Annotated in this window: 11 protein-coding genes; 5 read left to right on the top strand and 6 right to left on the bottom strand. The window is 52.7% G+C overall.

Features of this window, described 5'->3' with window-relative positions; translation table 11 throughout:
• Positions 1 to 71 precede the first annotated feature (71 nt).
• From BN8_RS27660 to BN8_RS27645, 4 genes are all read left to right on the top strand, one after another.
• On the top strand, positions 72 to 2,384 hold the full coding sequence (locus tag BN8_RS27660) for a sialate O-acetylesterase (RefSeq protein ID WP_229368363.1): 2,313 nt from the start codon (positions 72 to 74) through the stop codon (positions 2,382 to 2,384).
• A gap of 199 nt (positions 2,385 to 2,583) precedes the next feature.
• Positions 2,584 to 5,337, top strand: a complete 2,754-nt coding sequence (locus BN8_RS27655; protein WP_009285255.1) for a DUF1553 domain-containing protein — start codon at positions 2,584 to 2,586, stop codon at positions 5,335 to 5,337.
• Positions 5,338 to 5,373: 36 nt separating this feature from the next.
• Complete coding sequence (locus BN8_RS27650; RefSeq protein ID WP_009285254.1) at positions 5,374 to 6,876, top strand: DUF1501 domain-containing protein; 1,503 nt, start codon at positions 5,374 to 5,376, stop codon at positions 6,874 to 6,876.
• Between the two features lie 65 nt (positions 6,877 to 6,941).
• Positions 6,942 to 7,580 (top strand): hypothetical protein, encoded by a 639-nt coding sequence (locus BN8_RS27645; RefSeq protein WP_009285253.1) that lies wholly within the window; start codon positions 6,942 to 6,944, stop codon positions 7,578 to 7,580.
• On the opposite strand, the gene BN8_RS27640 is transcribed toward BN8_RS27645, so the two are convergent.
• A complete protein-coding gene (locus tag BN8_RS27640) occupies positions 7,577 to 8,293 on the bottom strand; it encodes an HAD family hydrolase (RefSeq protein WP_009285252.1) in 717 nt (238 codons plus the stop codon). The genes BN8_RS27645 and BN8_RS27640 overlap by 4 nt on opposite strands.
• Positions 8,294 to 8,442: 149 nt before the next feature.
• Here BN8_RS27640 and BN8_RS27635 point away from each other — a divergent pair, with 149 nt between their 5' ends.
• Positions 8,443 to 9,969, top strand: coding sequence for a DUF4301 family protein (locus BN8_RS27635; protein WP_009285251.1), 1,527 nt, complete (start codon positions 8,443 to 8,445; stop codon positions 9,967 to 9,969).
• 86 nt (positions 9,970 to 10,055) lie between these two features.
• On the opposite strand, the gene BN8_RS27630 is transcribed toward BN8_RS27635, so the two are convergent.
• The 5 genes from BN8_RS27630 to crcB all read right to left on the bottom strand — a co-directional run bounded on the left by BN8_RS27630 (position 10,056) and on the right by crcB (position 17,753).
• The gene (locus tag BN8_RS27630; RefSeq protein ID WP_009285250.1) at positions 10,056 to 10,550 is read right to left on the bottom strand and encodes an RrF2 family transcriptional regulator; all 495 of its coding nucleotides are present in this window, start codon (positions 10,548 to 10,550) and stop codon (positions 10,056 to 10,058) included.
• Between the two features lie 453 nt (positions 10,551 to 11,003).
• Positions 11,004 to 12,704 (bottom strand): IPT/TIG domain-containing protein, encoded by a 1,701-nt coding sequence (locus tag BN8_RS27625; RefSeq protein WP_009285249.1) that lies wholly within the window; start codon positions 12,702 to 12,704, stop codon positions 11,004 to 11,006.
• Between the two features lie 38 nt (positions 12,705 to 12,742).
• Positions 12,743 to 15,631, bottom strand: a complete 2,889-nt coding sequence (locus BN8_RS27620; RefSeq protein ID WP_009285248.1) for a TonB-dependent receptor — start codon at positions 15,629 to 15,631, stop codon at positions 12,743 to 12,745.
• Between the two features lie 216 nt (positions 15,632 to 15,847).
• Positions 15,848 to 17,278 carry a M14 family zinc carboxypeptidase gene (locus BN8_RS27615; protein WP_009285247.1) on the bottom strand — a complete coding sequence of 477 codons (1,431 nt, stop codon included), beginning with the start codon at positions 17,276 to 17,278 and terminating at the stop codon, positions 15,848 to 15,850.
• A gap of 85 nt (positions 17,279 to 17,363) precedes the next feature.
• Positions 17,364 to 17,753 carry a fluoride efflux transporter CrcB gene (gene crcB / locus BN8_RS27610; protein ID WP_040006948.1) on the bottom strand — a complete coding sequence of 130 codons (390 nt, stop codon included), beginning with the start codon at positions 17,751 to 17,753 and terminating at the stop codon, positions 17,364 to 17,366.
• Positions 17,754 to 17,806 lie beyond the last annotated feature (53 nt).

The raw sequence follows: 17,806 nt of genomic DNA, 5'->3' as shown, positions 1-17,806 counted from the left end.
CGTTGAGGTGGTTCCTACTGTTTGTCAGTTTCCCCCTTTTTAGTTTTGCTCAGGTAACCATAACCCATCCCATGCCTCGTCTGGTTGTTCAGCGGGGTATCGACAACATCGGTCGTTTGTACATCGCCGGCCGACTCACCAGCGTCGCTGATCGGGTCGAGGCCCAGTTAACACCCATTGCGGTCGGCCAGGGAACCGCTACCGACTGGCAAACCATCCAGACTAACCCAACCGGCAATTTGTTTCTCGGCTTCGTCACCGGTGCAGGGGGCTGGTACGTCCTGACTGTCCGGGCAATTCGGAATAATGTCAGCATCGGCCAGGCCACTATACAACCCGTCGGCATCGGTGAGGTGTTCATCACAGCCGGTCAGTCGAACTCCAGGGGATTGGGCATTGCCGATAATGATCTGGGTACGGCGACCGACCGGGTCAACGCCATTGACTCCATCAATCATTATTATCCACCCGGCGCCCAATCTTTGTTTTCTTCGGGAGATCCGATGCCGGTTCCTACGTACAAAGCCCTGACCGCTAGCCGCCGGATATTCCCAATGGCGGAAAGCTCATGGGGCTGGGGCGAACTCGGCGACTACATCGTCAATCGCTACAACGTACCCGTAGCGTTCTATACGGCTGGCTGGGATGCGTCGACCATCGAGAACTGGATCAACTCAGCCAACGGCATTCCCACCTGCAACCGCTACTATTGCGCCGAAAACTGGCCGAATCTGCAACCGTATACTAACCTCAAGAACGTACTCCGTTATTATGCGTCCATGGCCGGTATCCGGTCGGTGCTCTGGCACCAGGGCGAGGCCGAGTACGGCGACGCTGGCTCGGGTAGTATTCCTGACTACCGCAGTCGGCTCCAGTCACTTATCCAGAAATCCCGGCAGGACTTCGGTGGGCGCAACATGCCCTGGGTCGTCGCGCGGGTCTCCTACGATGGCACAGTAACACGCCCGGACCTGATTACAGAACAGCAGAAAGTGATTAATACCCCAAGCCTGAACGTATTTCAGGGGCCTTACAACGACACCATCGTGAACCGGAATGCCGGCCAGCCCGATGTGCATTTCCGGAATAGCTTCCGGCCTTCGCCCCATCCCCAATATTATCAGAACACCAGCGCGATTCCTGCCGGAATGGGGCTTTCGCGGTTTGCCCGTAACTGGAACAACAGCCTGGACAACAGCTTTTTTCAGAATGCGCAGCCCGTACTGCCGCAACAGTTTGCCGTAACCGGCACCATTGCCGAGTACGTATCGCCGGGTAGTACGCTACAGGTTTCGTTTGCTACGCTGGGTACTTTTGCAGCCGATAACCAATGGCAGGTTCAGTTGCTTGATTCTGTCGGGAACTACAAGGCCACCCTTGGCTCCGGACCAAGCAGCCCCGTGGCTGTTCAGTTACCCGGCAATTTGACCTCAGGCCGTTTTCAGCTTCGGGTGGTCGCCACTTCACCCTGGTTACCGGCCGTACCGTCCAACCTGTTCCGACTCGGTACACCGCCCGCTACGGCTGGACCGGCTGACCTGAACCTGACGCTATCCGTCAGCAATCGAACGCCCGGCACCGGCGATCAGACTACGTTTACATTGCTGCTTCAGAACGCTGGACCCAAGCGTGCAGTTAACGTAACGGTTCGCGATCGACTACCGGCAAACCTCGCTGTTCTGTCGACTTCCGGGCTAACCCTCGCCGATGGTGTACTGACCGGCACCGTCGCCGGTCTGGATAGCGGCAAATCGGTTATGTTCAATTTTGTAGCCCGACCGACTGCCGCCGGTACGTACCGCAATGCCGCCGAGATTGCTCAGACCGGCAACATTGACCCTGACAGCCAGCCGGATACAGGCACCGCCGATGGGCAGGACGATTCTGCGGAGCTAAGTTTCCGCACCCGCGAAACAAGCTCAGCCGTTTACGCATCGCCCAATCCAAACCAGGCACCTTTACCAGCCGTGGTTAGTAACCAGCCAGCTCCTGACCCGAACAAAGCCGACGTACAACTTGCTATATCGGCCAGCCGCCAGTCAATTGCGCTGAACGATACGCTGACCTATACCCTGACGCTGACAAATCTCGGCGGTCATACAGCCACTCTCCTGAATGTAACGGCCTATTTGCCCGCCGGCCTGGTTTTCGAATCGAGCAGCGACATGGCACCTGGTGCCGGAACGGTGTCGGGCGGTATAAGCAGCCTGGCCCCTAAAACAACGTATTCATTACGTTTTCGCGCCAGAGCTACCCAGGCGGGCCGTCTGGTGTGTCCGGCTCAAATTACGGCTGCCGGTGTACCAGACCCCGATTCGACACCCGGCAATGGCACCACCAATGGCGAAGACGACACTGCCCGGGTCGAAATTCGCGTTCGTTAACCGGCAATCTGATTGCTGATGAACGACTTACACCCTATCTTCGTTTGTTAAAATAAGAGATGCGATTTGTACAATAACGCCCTGCATCCGGTTTCTTGTCAGCTAGTTCTCAGCAAGTGACGTTCTCGCGGTTGGAAATCAGGTTAAAAAACAGGGTGCCGAGTCTTTTATACGTAAGCCAGTTGTCAGGGTGCGCACTATGAAACTCAAGTTGGTAGTCGTTGGGGTAGGGATTGTGGCGATCGGGTTAATCTCTTCGTCGTTTCTCGGTATGTTCGGGGGGCAGGTCGATTATAATACTCAGATAAAACCGCTTCTGAACAAGAACTGCATAGCCTGCCACGGGGGTGTTAAGAAGGCCGGGGGTTTTTCGCTGCTGTTCAAGCACGAAGCGCTGGCTCCCACCAAATCAGGTAAGCCCGCCATCATTCCCGGCGATGCCGACGGTAGTGAGATGATCCGGCGGCTGACCCTGACCGACCCCGACGAGCGGATGCCGCTCGATCACCCTCCTCTCAAAGAAAACGAAATTGACCTGCTTCGCGATTGGATTAACCAGGGTGCCGAATGGGGTGATCACTGGGCATACCAGCGTATTGAAAAGCCGGACGTTCCCAACGTCGGTACGTTCTGGAGTCGCCTTGGCCTAGCCGAGAGTGATGAAACAAAATGGGTCAGGAACGAAATAGACCATTTTATGCTGGACAAGCTGAAAGCCGAAGGGATGAAACCTTCGCCGATAGCTGATCGTCCAACGCTGCTCCGGCGCGTATCGCTGGACCTGACGGGGCTGCCACCAACCGAGCAGGAGATGGCCGATTTTGTGAAGGACACATCGCCCAACGCCTACGAAAACGTAGTTGACCGACTTATGGCGTCATCGGCCTATGGCGAAAAGTGGGCCGGTATGTGGCTCGATCTGGCCCGCTATGCTGACACCAAGGGGTATGAACGGGATGCCGGCCGGAAGATCTGGTGGTACCGCGACTGGTTGATCAAGGCGTTTAATCAGGACAAACCCTTCGATCAGTTCACGATTGAGCAACTGGCCGGCGATCTCCTCCCCCAGCCTACCGACGACCAGCTCATTGCGACCGGTTTTCACCGCAACACGATGAACAACGACGAAGGCGGAACGCAGGATGAAGAATTTCGCATTGCCGCCGTTCTCGACCGCGTTAATACAACCTGGGACGTCTGGCATGGCACAACCTTCTCGTGCGTGCAATGTCACAGCCACCCCTACGATCCGTTCGTCAACGACGAGTACTATAAATACCTGGCGTTTTTTAACAACAGCCGCGACGAGGACATCGTCAGCGAAACACCGACACTGCGTTTCTATAAAGAAAAGGACTCCGTAGCGGTCCTGGACATGAAGCGCTGGTTAACGACGCAGCTTCCTCGCCAGAAAGCAACCGAATACGAACGGTTCCTGCGCGTGATGGAGCCAAAAGTCAACTCCCACGACTTCGACCAGTACGTCAACGCGTCGCTGCTTGATGCAAAGTATTTCGGGGTTCAACACCTGGGTTCGGCCCGGATCAGGAACGTAACGCTCACAGGCAAAAACCGCCTGCTGATTGCGTGGGGGACCGGTGCTCCCGACGCAGTTGTTACGGTGCATAAAGACAGCCTGAATGGTCCGGTGTTGCTGACCACTTCCGTACCCAAAACCGGCAGCGAATGGAAAGACTCGGTTCAACTCTTTCCAATTCCGTCAATTCAAGGGCGGCATAACCTGTTTGTAACGCTCAATAGCCCTAAAGAGCCGAAGAAATGGGTGATGATCAAGTGGGTAGCTTTCCAGTCGGCATTACCCGGTCAGCCTGCGGATGCAATCGGTCCGCAGGAACAACAGTACGTTGACCTGCTTAATAAAGACACCGACCAGACGCCGATCATGTACGACGGAACCGGCGACCTGATTCGAAAAACTCACGTATTTGAACGTGGCAACTGGATGGTGAAAGGTAAAGAGGTCAAGCCCGATGTGCCGAAGTCAATGCCGGCTCTGAGCCCCGATATGCCCCGCAACCGATTGGGTCTGGCCAGGTGGATGGTGACCCGCGATCATCCCCTGACGGCCAGGGTGGCCGTCAACCGTTTCTGGGAGCAGCTTTTTGGAACGGGCATTGTCGAGACGGTCGAGGACATGGGTACCCAGGGCATCCAGCCAACCCACCGCGAACTGCTGGACTACCTGGCCGTTGAGTTCATGGAAACCGACCGCTGGAGCATAAAAAAACTGCTGAAACGAATGGTCATGTCGGCTACGTATCAGCAACAGTCAGAAGCGTCGCCCGAACTGCTGGCCAAAGATCCGTTTAACCGGCTGCTGGCGCGGGGCCCACGGGTTCGCCTGTCGGCCGAACAGGTACGCGATCAGATGCTGGCTGTCAGTGGGTTATTGAGTCTGAAAATGTACGGACCAAGCGTAATGCCTCCGCAACCCGATGGCATCTGGCAATCACCTTATAACGGCGAAGCGTGGAAATTGAGCGAGGGCGACGATCGGTATCGCCGGGCCCTGTACACGTATTGGAAGCGAACGGCCCCGTACCCTTCCATGATCACATTCGACAGCCCCAGCCGGGAGTTCTGCCAGCTTCGGCGGCTACGGACTAACACGCCGTTACAGGCACTCGTTACGCTTAATGATCCGGTATACATTGAGGCCGCACAACGGTTGGCTGAGTACATGCAGAAAAACGGTCGGTCGCCCGAGCAGCAGATTCAGGCGGGTTTCCGGCGGATTATGCTGAGGGACTTGTCGCCTAAAAAACTCGCGGTGCTGGCCCGGTTGTATCGTACCACAGAACAGCAATACCAGCAGGAGCCCGACGACATAAAGAAGATTGCGGGTTGTCCTGATGCGACTCCGCAACTGGCCGCCCTGACCGTAACGGCCAATACGATGTTGAATCTGGACGAAGTCATTACGAAAGAATAAACGTAGTACAGGCCGCAGCCTATTACGGATACAACCATGAGCGACCTTCAAAACGAACTTCGGCAAATGGCCGCCCTGCGCGAAACCAGGCGGCACTTTTTGCATACCTGTTCCACAGGCCTGGGCGCTATGGCGCTTGGTTCGATCCTGAGCAGTTGTGGTTTCCTGGGCCGTCGCGATGAGGCTGTCAACGTAGCCGACGCAGCCCTTCAACCGGATGAGCCAATGGCACCGCAGGCAGCGCAGTATCTGCCGAAAGCCAAGCGAGTGATCTACATCCACATGGCCGGATCACCCTCGCAGCTTGAGCTGTTTGACTACAAGCCCGAACTGGTCAAATACCACGGCAAGGATTGTCCGCAGGAACTACTCGAAGGCAAGAAGTTCGCGTTCATCCGGGGTGTTCCGAAGATGCTGGGACCGCAGGGCAAATTTGCGCAGCATGGTCAGTCGGGGGCCTGGGTATCCGATTACCTGCCTCACCTGCAAGGCGCTGTTGATGACATTACGTTCGTCAAGGCCATGCATACGGACCAGTTTAACCATGCGCCGGCGCAATTGCTGATGCACACCGGAAGCGCCCGGCTGGGCCGCCCGAGCCTTGGTTCGTGGGTGACGTATGGCCTGGGCACTGAAAACGACAACCTCCCGGGTTTTATCGTGCTGGCATCGGGTGGCAAACAGCCCGATGCGGGTAAATCCATCTGGGGCAGTGGATTCTTACCAACGGTGTACCAGGGTGTTCAGTGCCGTACGGACGGCGATCCGGTGCTGTACGTATCCGACCCGTCGGGTATGAACCGCGATACACGAAAGCAGACTATTGACGCCATCAGCGAAATCAATCGGCAGCATTACGAGGATGTTAAAGACCCCGAAATCCTGACCCGTATTGCTCAGTACGAACTGGCGTTCCGGATGCAGATGTCCGTGCCCGACGCTATGGACATTAAGGGTGAACCGCAGTACATCCTTGATAGCTACGGTGTTGACCCCAACAAAGGGTCTTTTGCGCGCAATTGCCTGCTGGCTCGCCGACTGGTTGAACGGGGGGTCCGGTTTGTCCAGTTGTTTGACTGGGGTTGGGACTCACACGGTACCAGTGCCGATGGCGCTATTGAAATTGGCCTTCGTCAGAAGTGTAAAGAATCCGATCAGGCTGTTGCGGCCCTATTGACAGATCTGAAGCAGCGTGGTCTCCTCGACGAAACGCTGGTTGTCTGGGGCGGGGAGTTCGGCCGGACACCCATGCAGGAAAACCGCGATGGTCAGGTACTCCCCTTCATGGGTCGGGATCATCACCTCGAAGCCTTTACCGTCTGGATGGCCGGCGGGGGCGTGAAGCGCGGTTTTACGTACGGCGAGACCGACGAAATCGGCTACTACGGTGTTAAAGACAAAGTGCATGTCCACGACCTACAGGCCACTATCCTGCATCTGCTGGGCTTTGACCACACAAAACTGACGTATCAGTTCCAGGGGCGCCCCTTCCGTCTGACCGATGTAGCCGGTAAGATTGTCAAACCTTTACTCGCTTAGTTGATTTGACCCGCGTCCTATTCATACACGGCTATCTTGAAGATGCAACGGTGTTTGACCAGATAATGCCGTTATTACCTACGATTGAGCCGGTACGAATCAACTTGACGGATGAATTTTTGCGCTGGAAGCCATCCGGCTCAATCAATGTGCGGCAGGTGGCTCATTATCTGGTCAGTCAGTACGCCATTAGCGCCGGGGATGTGGTCATTGGTCATTCGATGGGTGGCTGGGTTGCCATTTTTGTCAAGGAATTGACCGGTTCTACGGTCATACAGATTGCTTCATGGACAAATCAGAAAAAGATTCTGTTTCCCACTCATAACCTTAGCCTTCTTCGTTTGCTATCCCTTACGGGCCTGACGCAAAGCCAGTTCTTAACTAAGCTTTCGGTCAGACAGTACCCTTTTAATGAATCACGACCGCTTTATCAGACGCTCCTCTTCAATTCCCGCCAGATGGATCGACGCTACCTGTGGTTCCAGATTCAAACGCTTTTTGCAAAGGTCCCCCCATTGTCGGCACAACCCGATTTACGCATCCATGCCCGACCCGACAACATCATTGCTCCGCCGGACGAACCTTACGTGATGGTGCCCGGCGATCATTTCAGCCTGGTTTTTCACCCCGACCTCGTAGCGGCACCCATCACCGCCTTGCTGTCCAGTCAGGGACCTACAACCCGGCAACGGCCGGCTGATTAGTTCCGGCTAAGAACCGGAATAACATCGGCAATCCGCTCAAACGCCAGAAACGCCTTACCCTCCAGTTGCTCTTTCTCGACCTGCTCATGCGCCCAGGTAACAGAATACGGCACGTGGATGGCGTTGGCTCCCACATGAACCACGGGCAGTATATCGGAGCGTAGTGAATTTCCGATCATCAGAAACTCTTCCGGTTGCAAACCATAGCGTTGTATGATACGCTGATAAGCCGGCTCGTTTTTCTCGCTGACAATCTCAACGTACTTGAAATAATGCCCCAGGCCCGACCGCGCAATTTTGCTTTCCTGATCGAGCAGATCGCCTTTAGTCAGCACCATCAGGTCATACTGGCCCGAAAGCGTTTCCAGTACGTCCTGTACACCATCGAGAATATCAATCGGGAACGCCAGTAGCTCTTTGCCAATGTCAATGATTTGCTGTATTTCAGAGCCCGTGATGGTGCCTTCGGTCAGTTCAATGGCCGTTTCAATCATAGACAGCATAAATCCTTTCGCCCCGTATCCAAACAGCCGCAGATTCCGCATCTGCGCTTCGTAGAACCGGGCACCAATCGTTTCTTCGCTGACATGATGCATCAGTAACGTTCGGAACTGCTGCTGTACATTCACATACATGGGTTCGTTCACCCACAGCGTATCATCAGCATCAAAAGCAATCAGCTTTAGCGAGGAGGTTGTTATTCCGACCTGCATAGTGGAGCAATATAGTTTTTGTGATAAAATTACAACGGTCTGGCGGTTGGTGATAATAAGATTCGGACTACCCCGTAAATTTGATTTGCGTCACGTTCCCTAAATTTCCAATTTGCCGGAGTTCTAAACGAATTTTCTTGCCTTTTTCCATGCAGTTCACCGAACAAGATCAGGACCAGATACTGGCACAGGGTATTTCACTCGACCAGATCGATCAGCAGATACAGCATTTTGTCCAGGGCTTTCCTTTCCTGAACGTAATCAAGGCCGCTACCGTCGGCGATGGGATTGTGCAGGTTCCCGAAACGGAACTGTCGGCTTATATTCACCGGTTCGACGCAGCCGCGCAGGACCGTTCGCTGCTCAAGTTTGTGCCCGCGTCCGGGGCCGCTACCCGAATGTTCAAATCGCTGTTCTCGGCCCTCGACGGCAAATCCGATAAAGCCGCCGACGAGTTTTTCGCCCGTCTGCCGGATTTTGCCTTTTATGACGATTTGAAAGAGGTACTGGCCACCAAAGGCGTTGACCTCGACAAAGCTGTTGCCGATAAAGATTGGCAACCTTTATTGCGGCAGACCGTACTGCGGTTCCTGCTGCTCGACGACGGCCTTGGCTACGGAAACTTACCCAAGGGGCTGCTTCAGTTCCACCGCTATCCTGATGGCCCTCGAACGCCCGTTGAAGAACATCTGGTTGAAGGGGCTTCGTATGCCAACTCGAACGGTTTGGTTCGTATTCATTTTACGGTTTCCCCCGAACACCGTGAGCGTTTTGAGCAGCTTATTCAGGCCGAAAAAGCGGACTACGAAGCCTGGCTCGGTGTTACGTTTGATATTACGTTCTCTGAGCAAAAGAAATCAACCGATACCATCTCGGTAAATCTCGACAACACGCCTTTCCGAAATGCCGATGATACGCTACTGTTTCGCCCGGCGGGCCACGGCGCTCTGATCGAAAACCTGAACGACATTGACGCCGACATCGTGTTCATCAAGAACATTGATAACGTAGTACCCGATGAACTCAAAGAGCCAACCATTACGTACAAGAAAGTGCTGGCGGCCGTTTTGCTGGATGCACAACAGCAGGTAGCCCGGTTGCAGGGGCTGCTCGAATCAGACGACGTCAGCGAAGGCTATCTGAGTGAAGCCGACGAACTGTTCCGGCGTACCTTGTTTACCTTACCTCCTGATGGCTTCGAAAGCAGGTCGAAAGCGGAAAAGCTCGCGTATTTCCGCCAGAAGCTAAACCGGCCGGTACGGGTTTGCGGTATGGTTAAGAACGTAGGTGAACCGGGTGGTGGGCCATTCTGGGCGAGAAACCAGGACGGCTCCGTTTCGCTCCAGATCGTTGAGTCGGCCCAGATTGACCTGGCTGATCCCGACCAGAAAGCCATTTTTGACGCTGCCACGCACTTCAACCCCGTCGATCTTGTCTGCGGTCTGAAAGATCACCACGGTCGCAAATTCGACCTGCCTGCCTACCGCGATCCACAGACGGGCTTTATTACCCAGAAGTCAAAAGACGGGAAAGATTTGAAGGCGCAGGAGCTACCCGGCCTCTGGAATGGAGCCATGGCCGACTGGAATACCATCTTTGTAGAAGTACCGCTGATTACGTTTAACCCCGTTAAGACCGTAAACGATCTGCTCCGGAAAGAGCATCAGCCCCAATAAATTGTAGTGCATCAAACAAACGAAAGGGTGAGGCTGAATCGAACGTTCGATTCAGCCTCACCCATTTATAGTGCACACCGTCCAGCTTAGGCTGTCATGCGCTTGGCTGAGTTGTCAACAGATTCGTTGGCTTTGCTGCCAATGGGAATTTCCTTCGTCTCCAACGACGACGGGTTCATAAATGTCAGCAGGGTTGTGTTTTCGTAAACGCCCAGGTTCGCATCCCGCACGCGTTCCATGATGGGTTTGAGGGCGCACGTAACTTCATCTTCACAGTCGTCGCAGCGAACGTAGAAGTTAAACGAAACACAAGGCGTTGGGGCAATCGGGCCATCAATTACGCGCAGTACCTGAGCCAGGTTTACCCGACCCGGGTCCACCCGCAGCAGATAGCCACCGCCTTTCCCTTTCTGGCTCTGGAGGATACCATGGTTCCGTAACTCCAGCAGGATAGCCTCTAAGAATTTTTTCGGGATGTTTTCCTTCGCCGATATGTAGGAAATCAGTACAGGGCCCTTCCCGTACTCTTCGGTCAAAACCTTCAGGGCTTTGATGGCGTACTTTGCTTTCTTAGAGATCATGTTACGGTACCTAAGAGGTTGCGGTGATTAAAGGTTAATTGATGTAAACTGTGATTTTATAACTATTCAAAGGGCCAATTTAGTAAGCTCTTAATTATCAGCAAACTTTTTAACCCTTATTTCACTGCTAATGTATGAAAGATTGCCTTATCAGCAACAAATGTCCCTGAACAAACTACTATGTTCATGGACAAACAGCATAAATTGAGCCAAAAGTTCAACAGCTTTTAATTAGTGTTAGACGGAAGGGTTACTGCTTGGTAACACCTATTACATCAGAATATTGCACTCCTTCTTATACGTAATAATTTTCCTCAGGTAATCGACCAGTCCGCACCTCCTTTTTGGTTTCGCGTCGACCAGTTTGCCCAGGCCTGTCTATATAAGAAAAAAGCCGGTGCAAAGCCCCGGCCCTTTCGTGCGACACCAATATGAAAATTAAAAAAAGAATGCTTATCTGTCGTAATTGGTATTCTGCGGATCGAAGTTTGTCCAGCCGGTCAGCCAGTTATCCGTTCCGTTAAAGGCACCCCGGTAGGGAGCAGCCGTGAAAAACGAATCGCCAAGTTTACCTCCCGTTGCAGTAGCAGCGTTCGTAACCAGCGGTGACGTAGCCTGCGGCAGCGGGTTTGGTGCAGCCAGGTTGAACGTCTGTGCATTCAGCAGCAGCGTAGCCAGATCAGCCGTCGAAATTACACGGTTGTTTTTGTTTGCCGTATTGAAGAAAGCCGTAGCCTGATCATTAGTAATGGCCCCAGCACCACGAACTGCAGTTAATGAATTGGCAATCGTAACACCTTGCAGATCCAGGGCACCTGAATTTACATTAGCCAGCGTACCGGTTGCCGTACCATCCAGACGCAGACCTTCCGGCCAGCCTACAAATACTGAGTTATAAATGCTGATAGCTGTGTTACGACGCAGGTGCATGGCCGACTGATACGGACCGCTACCCTGAGGAGCGTTCGTGTTTACCGGCGCCGACTGGAAAGCGAAGCTTGAGACATTGGCGAAAATCGGCTGAGTCAGTGGCAGACCATTATTCGGAGCAGCAGCACCTTGAGCGGCCGTGTTTTCACCCGGATTAAAGTTGTCAGACTCGAAGCAGTTAGAACCAGACTGGTCAGCTACCTGCGGATCACGCAGCGATAGCGCGAACTGAACTTTACCCGTGTAACCGTAGTCCGTATCGAAATCGTCGTCAAAACCACGGAAAGCAACCAGATACTTTGCGTTAACCGTACCGCCAAACCACTCGTATGAATCGTCACCTGAATAAGAAACCTGAACGTGGTCAATGGTCGTACCTGAGCCTACACCATACATCGTCAGACCATTGATCTCACTGTTAGCGGTTGCCGTCAGGGCAATACCACCAAATTCGATCCGTACGTACTGCAATGTACCTGAGTTATCATTGGGCTGGTTGTCCGTACCGAACGTACCGCGGATACCACCTTCGAACGTCTGTGAAGCCGGTCGGTTGGTCGGCGCCCGACCGATCAGGACAATACCACCCCAGTCACCGTATTTACGCTGGCCCGGTGCTGCGTTCGACGTGAAAATGATCGGTTGTTGAGCCGTACCTTTCGCTTCAATCCGAGCACCTTTGTCGATAATCAGCGTACCACCCCGTTGCTGCCCTGATGGGTCTGTAGCAGGCCCACCACCTTTGATAATGGTTCCGGGCTCAATAGTCAGTACAGCATTGTTTTCTACGTAGATAAATCCACGAATCAGGTAAACATTGTTTCTTGACCAGGTTGTGTTCGTAGTGATATTAGACGTAACCTCAATAACCGGCTTGTTGCCAAGCTGGAACTGAATAGTTGACGGAGCTTGTGCAGTTTGACCACCTGACGTTACTGAAATGTTACTACCAGCATTAGCAGGCACTGTAACATTAAGTTGAGTAGACGTCGCCGTGTTTACCGTTGCAGGTACCGTACCAAACGTAACCGTGTTGCTTGACGGATTGGTATTGAAATTGGTACCCGTTATCACAATCGTTGAGCCAACTGGGGCGGTTGTGGGGTTGATACCTGTGATACTCAGCACAGCCTCTGGCTCATCATTGTTGTCACAGGCGGTCAACGTTACAAACATTCCCCCTACTAATAGCAGCATATACTGCCAACGCTTCATTAACTGCATAGAGATTTGGTTTTAGTTTACTTTTTATTGTGCACACATTAAGGGATGACAGTTCTCCTACCAAAGGTGTAAACAGCCGTTGCGGTGATGTACCGTCCACGGCGGTACGTCCGGTAGTTCTGATCGGCGGTAGCGTTCTGCGAGGTTACGTCAGACCCAATTTTATTGTCCTCATTGTAGTCCTGCGCAAACCGGTATTTGGCGTTTAACAAGTCCTGAATACCCAACCGAATCTCAATTTGCTTGGCAAACGTCCGACTGATGTTCAGGTCGATCACGTTCCGAGGCATTTCATAGATAGTTGGATTGTTCTGGTTACCCACAGCGAAAATGCGCGGACCAGCTACGTTATAGAGCACATTGGCCTGCCAGCCAGTGTTGGGATCAGCGTAATACAGACCGGCATTGATCAGGTAAGGTGACTGGTTTGCCAGCGCACGATTAGTGGCAGTAATGTTTGTCAGGTCATACGGTCCGATCAAACCACTGAGGTCGGGTCCCGTAACACTCTGACCGAGTTCTACGCGGCTGCGGATGATGGACGCATTACCAACCAGTTGTAGATTCTGCAGGAATACACTTGATGCATTCGGAAATCCTTTGCGGAATTCAACTTCAACCCCATAGTTCTGAGCAGATTGGGCGTTAATAAACGTATAGTCCAGCCCGTTGCTCGACGGAATCAGGAACGTTTCAATCGGATTCTTGAAGTACTTATAGAAGGCTGTGATGGAAATCAGCTCGTTCGGCGTTGGGTACAGCTCCCACTTCGCGTCGATGTTTTGGATAGTGGCCGTCAGCAGCGAGGGGTTACCACGTACGTTGGCTAACTGATTGAAATCAAAGTACGTGAACGGCGACAATTCGCGAAGCTCCGGACGGTTAACCGTTGATGAATACGCTAACCGAAGATTTTGCTTTTCGTTCAGCTTATAGGTGAAGTTAACCGAAGGCAGCGGACTGAAAACGTCCCGGTCAACCAGTTGCTGGTTTACATTATTGACTACTGATTCGAGCGACTGATTATTGAATTCACCCCGGAAACCCAGCGTTACGTTAGCGCGGGGACCGAAATATACATCGCCGGTAGCATACGCTGCGAGGTAAGTGTTTGTACCCTTGTATGAGTCCAGATCACGCGTTCCATCCAGCAGCGACAGACCGCCCGGCTGACCGTCTACGTTTGCCGGCGTGAAAATTGAACCAAGATCCTGCCCTGTAATACTTGACACATCGCCAACCCGTTCGTATCCGTAGAAACGGGCTGAGTAATTACGAACCCGTTGCTCGGCATAGACACCTGCCCGCACCCGATTCGGCTCGCGATCGGTTGGGTTTCCGAACGTATGTTCGTAGTTACCAATTAGTGAACCGACGTTTTCATTCAGACGTGAGTAGAAACGGCCCACATCAATCGGGTTCGGCTGGTTCGGAATCGACAGACGGAACGGTTCCTCCTGTCCATCAGAGCCCACTGCCCCAGTCGTACGAATATACCGGGCCCGCTTCCAATCCGGCTCCCAACGCCCTGAGTACCCGTAGCTGGCGATCCAGTTCACTTTAGTCAGCTCACTCAGTGAATGCTCACCCGATACCTGGGTATTCAGAATACTCCGGTTCTCAAACCGCTCCGAGAAAGCCCGGATGTCCTGACCCTGGTCAATGTTACGACCATTTCGAATTACGGTTTCGGTAGTACTTAGCTGGTTGTATAACGTTTTCCATTCAAGTGTAAAATCCGGGTTGAGCCGGAACGTCCAATTGTGCAGAACACCCAGACGGGTTTGGCGGGCGTAACTGTCGTCGACATACTGCTGAGCGACATCGTTTGCAACAGCACCGTTCTGATATAGTTTCAGGTCGATATTTGCAAATTGGTTCGTCAGGCTGTAGTTAATGCTGGTCAGGTTGCTGATTCGTACGTTACCGGCATCGAACCGACGGCCGAGGTTTAGGGCTAGTCGCAGGTCGGGCGCAACCGTCATGTCTTTCAACGCCCACGAGTTTGGCAGCAACCGAGCATAGGCCGCACGTTGTGCACTGTTCAGGCTGTTAAATGTTCCTGCCCGTTCCGGAAAGCTGTTCGGAATTTGCTGATCCGGTGCCCAAAGTCCCAGGAAGTTAAGCCCACTGCGGTTATGCGTCTGTACACTTTGCAGCGTCGTGTTTCCACGGTAACCTATTGTCACGCCGAGGTCTGTGAAGTTTTGTTCGGGCCGACGCTTCGTATAAATTTTGATAATACCACCCGCGAAATCGCCTGGGAGGTCAGCCGAGCCGGATTTGAAGACAATCATCCGGTCGAGGATGTTGCTCGGCACAATGTCAAATGAGAACGAGCGCGATTCAACTTCGGTAGAAGGCGTAATCACGTCGTTAATAAGTACGTTATTATAACGGCTACCCAATCCGCGAATCAGTACGAAGCGGTTGTCCACGATGCTGACGCCTGGTACGCGCCGGATGGCTGCGGCTGCGTCGCGGTCCTGCGACTTCTGAATCTGCTGGGCTGAGATACCCACCGCAATCGGCTTCAACTGCTTGATTTCGGTGATTACGGCTACTTCCGTGTTGGTAGCGCGGTTGCCTCGAACAACAACTTCCTGAAGCGCCGTTCCTTCTTCGTCTAGTTCGGTGTCGATCACTGTGGTGTTGCCCGACTCAACCCGAACATTAGGAATTTCCTTCGTCTTATACGATACGAACGAAACAAGCACCTTGTGGGTGCCAGCCGGTACGTTAGCGATGGTGAAATTGCCTTCAACGTCGGCAGATGCGCCAAGCTGCGTTCCATCTACGCGGACGGTCGCACCGATCAGGGCTTCTTTTGATTTGGCGTCTTTAATTGACCCACGTATGGTTCCGGTCTGAGCCAGAGCCGTAGCGGAGAGAAATAAGAAAAATACAAGTAAGGAGTTAATTTTCATATTGGCAGTAGCTATCGCATGCTATTTTGCGTCGCAAAGCTACTTTTCCAATATTATGAGAATGTTATCCTAATATTACCCTTGAATTATATTTATAATTTTCACAAAGTGTTAAAAATCAATTAATTATGTGTTTACAAAAAAAACAAAATTTTAACAAAACAAAGCAAACGAAATTGATGTTTTTATTATCTATTTATCATGAATTACCATTGATTATTCGGCGATTCCGTTCGCCAGTAAATTGACATTTATCGTTCTATCTTCCCAAAAGCCATTGATAAATACAAAAGCAGGTTGAGAATTTGTCAACAATTGGAATGAGGGTAACTGACCAATCGACAATGGATCAGCTGGCAACTTTCCAGTAACAAGTAGATGCACGGGCTGCTTCGGGGCTACGTCCGGGTCACCCTGCTTAACCCGAAATGCAGCCACACCCTGCCGACGTAGGCCATCAATATCCAGTTGATTGAGATCAACTGCGGATTCAAGTGTATCAGGATAAACCTGAAGAGGAACCAGCGTCAAACCGGTTGCATCGATCTCTTCCAGGCCATTAAAGGTGGATAAATCGCCAAGGTCCTCAATGACACTACGGTAGTAAAAGCCCGGTGTTGCTTCATACGGCCCGGCGTCGGTCGTAACCTCGTAACGATTGATACCTATGTCGAGGACGACCGGCTTTCCATTCTGCATAACCGTCGCATTGCGGATCAGTACGTCGAACAGCAAACGCCCATTTTCAGGAATAGTTTGATAAGTAGCTATGTCTTCCTGCTGATATGATTCATTGGCAATGGCAAGCAGAGCCGTTAGAATCGCAACAAAGTTGAGTTGGCGGATAGCCATTTTCTCAGGGTCACCTTTGTAGCCGCCTGATTCGATCAGAACGAGGGTTGTCCCCCATTTCTGGATGTTATCGCCAAACGCCCGCGGCTCAAACTCATCGTCGAACCGGCCAATCTGACCCGGAATAAACTGCTGCAACACCCGGTTCATGCCGACAATCAGTTGCATGGAGCGCTTACGTACCTCATTCATCGTACGCTCTTCGTCGTAGGCCGTTGCCAGAAACGACATTACCGCCTGTCGTCCGGTTTTTCCAACGCTATAGCGCGGGTTCTGGTCGTGCAGGTTAAAGCCCACGAGTGGTTGAAGCTCTTGTTGCAGTTTTTTGAGCAAAGCCCCTTCGGGTGTCTGTAGACGTAGGGCGTCGCGGTTCATGTCGATGTCCGTAGCCGTCCGGCGCTGGAACCGCTCGGCTCCATCGGGATTCAGCATCGGCACGACATACAGCGTGGTGTTTTGGAGAATCGTCTGGCGAAGATCGTCGAAGCCATCGCCGGTTGCCCGCAGAAAATTAAAAATGTCGAACAGGGCCATGGTAGCCGTGGCTTCGTCGCCGTGCATCTGTGACCAGAGTAACACACGGGCCGGGCCGGTACCAGTTTTAACCTGGTAGATTGCCCGGTTTTCAAACGACTCACCGACCTGACTGACCTCAAAGAGGGGCTGCGGACGCAGTTCATCCAGTAGCGGAACTATGTCAATATGCTTAAATCGCCGGTGCGTCAGCGTTTTCTCTTTATACGTAGTGTATGCATCAAAGAGACGCCGGGCCGTCTCAGCTGAAGAATTCGTCATAAATCATTGTTGCCGCAGATTATCTGGATTTTCGCAGACACGCGCGATAGAGCAAGTGAAAGCTTCCATCTCCGGCACTTCTTAATCATACTTTTTGTCCGAGCCAGAACCCGCCGGCCGATGCCAGCAGGCACAGCACTACGTTCAGGCCGATATTCAGAAACGCAGCCCCTATCCGGCCGTTTTGCAACAGCACAAGTGTATCGTGGCTAAAACTGGAAAACGTACTGAGACCACCGCAGAAGCCGACCCCAACCAGCAGACGTACCTCCTCCCCCGCCGACCGTACCAGCAGCCACCCGGCCACGCAGCTCAGCACTAGGCTGGCCACTACGTTGACGACCAAGATGGCGAGCGGGAAGGCAGAACCCACCAGGGTTGCCGGGATGAGCCGACCGGTTCCGAACCGCAGTAAACTGCCAAGGCCACCGCCTATGAATACAAGGGCGTACGGATGGCTCAGCAAGGTTTTCATAGGAGCCAAACTTACGAAAAAACCGTCAGGTGGCCCGAAAACCGCGCTGATAC

The sequence above is a fragment of the Fibrisoma limi BUZ 3 genome (genome assembly GCF_000296815.2).
Taxonomy (GTDB): domain Bacteria; phylum Bacteroidota; class Bacteroidia; order Cytophagales; family Spirosomataceae; genus Fibrisoma; species Fibrisoma limi.
This window is presented reverse-complemented; position numbering and strand designations above follow the sequence as displayed.